Raw genomic sequence first — 5,988 nt, 5'->3', positions numbered from 1 at the left:
GAGACATCTCGACACCATCCCGGTCGGTGCCCCGCTCGGAGCCGGCATCACCTGAGGACCGCCGCCCGTCCGGGGACCCGCCTGGTGTCGCGGAGGTCGCGGTCCATGTGCGAGGGACATCCGGTCATGCAGTGATCGCCTACGATGCGGGAGTAGCCAGCGGGGGAGGCAGCATGGCCGATTTCACCGTGGACCCGGACGACGTCCGCGCGCATGGGCGGACCCTCGGCACCACCGTCGCCGAGGACTACGCGCACGGGGCGGACGGCATCGCCCGCGACGGCGTCATCGATCCGCCCGGGTTCGGCGTCGCCCTGTCGCCGCTGGAGGCGATGTACATCCAGCGCGTTGACTTCCTGGTCAAGGACGTGCGCGGGGCGGCGGACGTGTGCCGGCAGATCGGCGCGAAACTCGGCGTCGTCGCGGATCAGTACGAGCGCGCGGAGAACCTGCACGTCGGTGGGTTCGGTGGCACGCCGACGCCGGTGAGCGGCCTCGCCGACGCGTACGGCAGGACGGGCCTGGCCCAGCTCGCCCAGGATCCGGGGGTGCTCGTCACCGTGGGCGCCTCGATCACCCTGGCGGAGATCGGTGCGATCGTGGGCGGCATGTCGGCCTGTGCCGCGCTGTGCCCGACGTTCCTCATCGGCGTGGCCGGCGCCGTGCTGTTCGTGGCCAATCCGGTCGGCATCGCCCAGGCCGGCGCCGACCTGATCCGCCACGGCGACCACCTGCAGAAGGCCCTCAACGCGAACTTCGACAAGATCTGCTCGGCGGCCACCGGCACCTGGAAGGGCCAGGGCAGGGACAGCTTCGTCATCATGGCCACCAGGCTGAAGGCCCACCTGGACGAGCTCGGCGCGTACGTCCGCACCCTCGGCGAGGCCCTGCACTCCTTGGAGGTCGCCCTCGGCGGCCTGTGGATCGCCCTGGCCGCGATGACCGGGCCGTTCCTGATCTGGCTGATCGCCATGCGCGCCGCCGAGCTCATTCCCGGTGCCCCTGTCTTGCTCGAGCCGATCATCGAGGCCGCCGGGGCGGCCATGGCCGGCTCCGTCACCACCATGGTCGCGGGGGTGACCGCGCTGGGCGGGCTGGTCCTGGCGGTCGTCAACGGGCTCGCCAAGGACTTCCTGAAGCTGATGGCGCTCCCGGACGACGGTGCCGCGGATACGCCGGACCTGACCGAGTTCCACGTCGGCGAGAACTTCGCCTGACCCCGTGGGAGAGGAGACTTCGTGATCGACCCGGACGTGCGACGCCGCATCGAGGGCATGGCCGAGCAGGCGAACCGGCTCGCCACCACCATGCAGGAGCTCACCGGCGAGGGCGCCGACGACACGGGGCTGGTGCGGGCGACGTGCGGCGCGAGCGGCCGCCTCGTCGACATCGAGCTGGCCGCGGAGACCCGCCGGATGCAGACCTACGAGCTGCGCGAGGCGATCCTCGCCGCTACCGGCCGGGCCACCGACGCGGCCGCGGCCAACCTCGCCGAGGTGGTCGCGCAGCTGACCGGGAGCGCCGACGCGTACGGCGCCGACCCCGTCCGTCAGGCCCGGGAACAGGTCGCGCAGTACCAGCGGCTCGTCGACGCGCAGCGCGAGAGAGTCGAGCAGCTGCGCGCCAACCTCGGCCAGCCGTGAGCGTCGCCGTACCGGAGCTGCGCATGCGCCGGCGTCTGCTGCGGGTGCTCGGCACGCTACGGCCGATCAGAGCCGGCTACCGGATGCGCCCGGTGACCGTCGCGGGGCTTTTCGGCCTGGTCGCCGTCTGGGCCCTGCTCCTGTTCCTGGCCGTACCGCTGGCGCTGCCGGGCTCGCGGCTGCCGCTCCTCGCCACAGCTGTCGTGCTGGTGGCCAGCCCGCTGGCATACCTGGCCCTCTCCATCGGTGCCAGCGCCTGGTACGGCTACGGCGCCGGGCACCCGATGCTCTCGATCAGCGACGGGGAGGTCCGCGGCCGGCTGCGCGGGGTGTGGGCCGACGAACTGGCGGAGGCCGACCCCGAGGATCCGGCCTGGTGGGACGTGCGGCTGCCGGCCCGTGCGCTCACCGGCGTGCGGGTGGAACGCGACCGTCCCGGCGGCCCGCTCCTCATCCTCGACGTGCCGCCCGAGGTGGCGGAGGCGCTGACGTCGCACGACGACACGCGCAAGCTGGCCGAGCACTGGCGCGACCGGGTACAGAGCCCGGCCGCCTGGCAGGTCGGCCTGTTCGAGGGGCGGTTCCGCCGCGAGCGCCGCCTGCGGATACTGCTGGAGGCGCTCGCCGCCGCAGGTGCCCCGCGGTCCTGAGGTGCCCTCCCGCACGGCACCGGAACCACGACGGCCAGCGAATCCGGTTGACGCCGACCCGGGCGTACAGGCTTACTGCCCCGGGCACGCCGATGCTCCCGCCGGCCGAGGGGCCGGCTCGTCGGCGGGCGGGAGGAGCGGACGGACGTGCTGACCTGGCAGGAGTTCGGCGACGAACACCTTCCGGCGCTGGCCGGGCTGGCCGAGGCGTGCCTCGCCGCCGACGGTGGGCTGCCGCTCCTCGCCGAGCCGCCGCTGCTGCGGGCGCGGCTGCTCCAGACCCGCACCCTCGGCGCCTGGCACGACGGGGAACTGGTCGCGGCCGTCGGGGTCGGCACCGGGCGCACGCCCGCCACCGCCACCGGCCTCGTGCACCCGGCCTGGCGGGGCCGGGGGATCGGCGGCCGGCTGCTCGACTGGGCCGACGAGCAGGCCGGCGGTACGGACCTGCTGCTCACCACCGAGACGTGGAACGCGGGCGCGGAGGACCTCTTCACCGCGCGCGGCTTCGCGCGAACCTTCCTGGAGTGGGTGCTCCGGCACGACCTCGACGCCCTCCCCGACGTGCCGGCGCCCGACGGGGTACGGCTGGAACCGGCGACGCTCGGCCCCGAGCTGTTCGACACCTACCGGGCGTCCTTCGCCGACCGGCCCGGCTTCGTCGAGCCGGCACCCGACGAGTGGCTGGGGGAGCTGCGCGACGACGACGGGTACCGGCCGGAGCTGTCGATGCTCGCCCGTACGGCGGACGGCAGGGCCGTCGGCTTCGTCAACGTCATCGACGACTGGGTCGACCAGGTGGGCGTGGTGCCCGGCTGGCGGGGCCGGCGAGTCGGGGCGTACCTGGTGGCGGGCGCGCTGCGCGGGCTGGCCGGCACCGGGGCGGGCGCCGCGTGGCTCTGCGTCAACGACGACAACCCGGCGGCCGCGCTGTACCGGCGGCTCGGCTTCCGCGACGCCGGCCGCCGCGCCCGCTACCTGCACCGCCGCCCCTGACCACTGTGGACGCCGTGACCGGAGGGCGGACCTCGAAAGGTCCGCCACCGGGGTACGCTGCCGCGGCACGTCATTCCTTGATCGTCACGGGGTGTTCATGAGAAGACCTGCCCGTTCCCTGTACGCACTCGCACCCCTGATCGGCGCCGCCGGCCTGGTCGGACCGGTGGTACCCGCCGCGGTCGCGGCACCTGCCGCCGCAGCAGCTCCCGCGGTCTCCACCGGGTCGGAGCTGTTCGTCAGCCAGACCGGCTGTATCGCCGGCGGCGACGGCAGCCCGGAGGCGCCCTTCTGCACGATCTCGGCCGCCGCAGCCGCCGTGCAGCCCGGCCAGACCGTGCTGGTGCAGCCGGGGATCTACCTGGAGAACGTCACCTTCACCCGGTCGGGCACCGAGGCGGCCCCGATCACGTTCCGGGCGGTCAACACGACCTCCGCCATGGTCCGGGTGGGCCGCTACAACACCACCACCGTCACCGGCACCATCCTCACCCTCCGCCAGGCGCACGACGTGGTCGTCGACGGCTTCACCGTCTACGGCGACCGCGAGGGCGCGGCCGTCGTGGTCGACGCCTCGTCCCGGGTCACCGTCAACAACCTGTCCGTTCAACAGGGTCTCAGCCCGGCCGGCGTACGGGTCACCGGCGGCTCCCAGGACGTGACCGTGAGCCGGAACTGGCTGAACTCTCCCGGCACGCCGGGGCTGGTCGTCGAGTCGGGCGTGACGGGGACGACGGTGGTCGCCAACCAGCTTCCGGCCGGCACGATGCTCCTCACCGGCGCCCCCGGATCCACCGTCACCAACAACACCGTCCGGGCCCTGTGCGGACCGGGCATCGAGGTCACCGGCAGCTCGCCCGACGCGGTCATCGCCAACAACATCGTCCAGCCGCTGGCCGACCAGAGCGGATGCGCGCAGCCGGTCGTCGAGACGGCCGTCGTGGTGTCGGCCGAGTCGGCGTCGCAGGCGGCCGCCCACCACAACCTGGTCGACCCCACCCCCGGCTGGGCCCCCTATGCCTGGGCCGGGACCACCTACCCGACCCTGGACGACTTCCAGGCGGCCACCGGTCAGGGCGCCTCCGACATCTCCGCCGATCCCCTGCTCGGCATCGTGACCGGCGCTGACCGCGCCTACCTTCCGCTGAAGCAGAGCTCACCCGCCGTGGACTCGGCCGACGCGACCGCGCGAGGCGTGCCGGCCACCGACATGCTCGGCAACCCGCACGCCGACGATCCCACGTGGAACAACACCGGCACGGGCAACGGTTACCACGACCGGGGTGCGGTCGAGCGGATCCAGGGGTTCCTCACGAAGGTGGAGCCCATCCACCGCACCATCGGTGCCGGCCCTTTCGACACCAAGCTGCGGGGCAGCACGTCGTACCAGTGGACGACCGACGGCCCAGGCGGCTCCTTCGTCTACCAGTACGACGACTCCCCGGTCTGGCGGCTCAGCGGGCCGACGCTCGACGTGGACCACCGGTTCCGGCGGGCCGGGCGAGCCTGCGGACTGGTGTACGGCTCCTTGAGCGGCTTCCGCCCCGGTGCCAATGCCAGCTTCCCGTCCTGCGTCACGCTCGGCGCGCACTACACGGCGGTGGCGCCGACCCGCCTGCTGGACACCCGGTCGGCGATCGGCGTGGGCACCACCACCCCGGTGGCGGCGAACTCCGAGGTGGTCCTGCCGATCGACAGCATCGGCGGGGTGCCGGCCGCCGACATCAGCGCGGTGGTCCTGAACGTCACCGTGACCCAGCCGACGGCCGCCGGGTTCCTCACCGTCTACCCGGACGGCACGAGCCTGCCCAACGCCTCGAACGTCAACTTCGTCGCGAAGGAGACGGTGCCGAACCTGGTGACCGTGCCGATGACCAACGGGAAGATCAGGATCCGGAACAGCGGCAGCGGCACCGTGCACGTGGTCGCCGACCTTCAGGGCTGGTACGGGGCCACCGGCCAGGGTTTCGCCGCCCAGACGCCGACGCGGGTCCTGGACACCCGTACCGGAGGGGGCGCGCTCGCGCCGAACAGCACCCGGACACTCGACCTGGACCTGAAGGTCTCCCCGGGCGCCACCGCCGTGGTCCTCAACGTCACGGTCACCGCGCCGCAGGCCAACGGCGTGCTGAAGGTCTTCCCGTACGGCACGCCGGTGCCGACCGCGTCGAACCTGAACTTCGTCACCGGCCAGACCATCCCGAACCTGGTCATCGTGCCGGTGACGGACCTCAAGCTGAGCATCCACAACCAGAGCTCCGGTAGCACCCACGTGGTCGCGGACCTGGCCGGATACTTCGGGCCGGACGGCCAGCTGAGCTACGTGCCGAACGGGCCGCTGCGGATCGCCGACACCCGAAACGGCACGGGCCTCCCCGACCGGGGCATCTCGCCGCTCCAGCCGCGGGAAACGGTCAACGTCTCCCCGAACACCTGCTGTTCCCTCGAGGCCGCCGCGATCGTGGCGAACCTGACCGTCACCGGGCCGACCGCCTCCGGCTTCCTCATCGCGCATCCGGGTATCGAGGTGACCCCGTCGGTGTCGAACGTCAACTTCGTGGCGGGCGAGACCGCGTCGAACCTCGCCATCGTGGGCACCCAGGCCGGGCTGGACCTCTACAACAGCAGCTCGGGCACCACCCACGCGATCGTCGACCAGGCGGGCATCTTCATCACCCCGCAGTACTGACCGTTCCGGC

Annotated in this window: 5 protein-coding genes; all 5 read left to right on the top strand. The window is 72.8% G+C overall.

Annotated features, from left to right (window positions below; genetic code table 11):
• The first annotated feature begins 173 nt into the window (after positions 1-173).
• The 5 genes from ACL02O_RS33455 (at position 174) to ACL02O_RS33435 (ending at position 5,978) form a co-directional block, all read left to right on the top strand.
• A complete protein-coding gene (locus ACL02O_RS33455; RefSeq protein WP_412822187.1) occupies positions 174-1,217 on the top strand; it encodes a hypothetical protein in 1,044 nt (347 codons plus the stop codon).
• A 21-nt stretch (positions 1,218-1,238) separates the two neighbouring features.
• Complete coding sequence (locus tag ACL02O_RS33450) at positions 1,239-1,643, top strand: YbaB/EbfC family nucleoid-associated protein (RefSeq protein ID WP_412822186.1); 405 nt, start codon at positions 1,239-1,241, stop codon at positions 1,641-1,643.
• Positions 1,640-2,293, top strand: a complete 654-nt coding sequence (locus ACL02O_RS33445; protein ID WP_412822185.1) for a hypothetical protein — start codon at positions 1,640-1,642, stop codon at positions 2,291-2,293. The genes ACL02O_RS33450 and ACL02O_RS33445 overlap by 4 nt, the downstream gene beginning before the upstream one ends.
• 147 nt (positions 2,294-2,440) lie before the next feature.
• Positions 2,441-3,289, top strand: coding sequence for a GNAT family N-acetyltransferase (locus tag ACL02O_RS33440; protein WP_412822184.1), 849 nt, complete (start codon positions 2,441-2,443; stop codon positions 3,287-3,289).
• 97 nt (positions 3,290-3,386) lie between these two features.
• Complete coding sequence (locus ACL02O_RS33435; protein ID WP_412822183.1) at positions 3,387-5,978, top strand: NosD domain-containing protein; 2,592 nt, start codon at positions 3,387-3,389, stop codon at positions 5,976-5,978.
• Positions 5,979-5,988 lie beyond the last annotated feature (10 nt).

This window comes from Micromonospora mangrovicola, from assembly GCF_047200535.1.
In the GTDB taxonomy this organism is placed as follows: domain Bacteria; phylum Actinomycetota; class Actinomycetes; order Mycobacteriales; family Micromonosporaceae; genus Micromonospora.
This window is presented reverse-complemented; position numbering and strand designations above follow the sequence as displayed.

Bases quoted from the DNA above. Each gene is read 5' to 3' on its own strand.
- ACL02O_RS33435 (WP_412822183.1), top strand. From the start codon at position 3,387: ATGAGAAGACCTGCCCGTTCCCTGTACGCACTCGCACCCCTGATCGGC.
- ACL02O_RS33455 (WP_412822187.1), top strand. From the start codon at position 174: ATGGCCGATTTCACCGTGGACCCGGACGACGTCCGCGCGCATGGGCGG.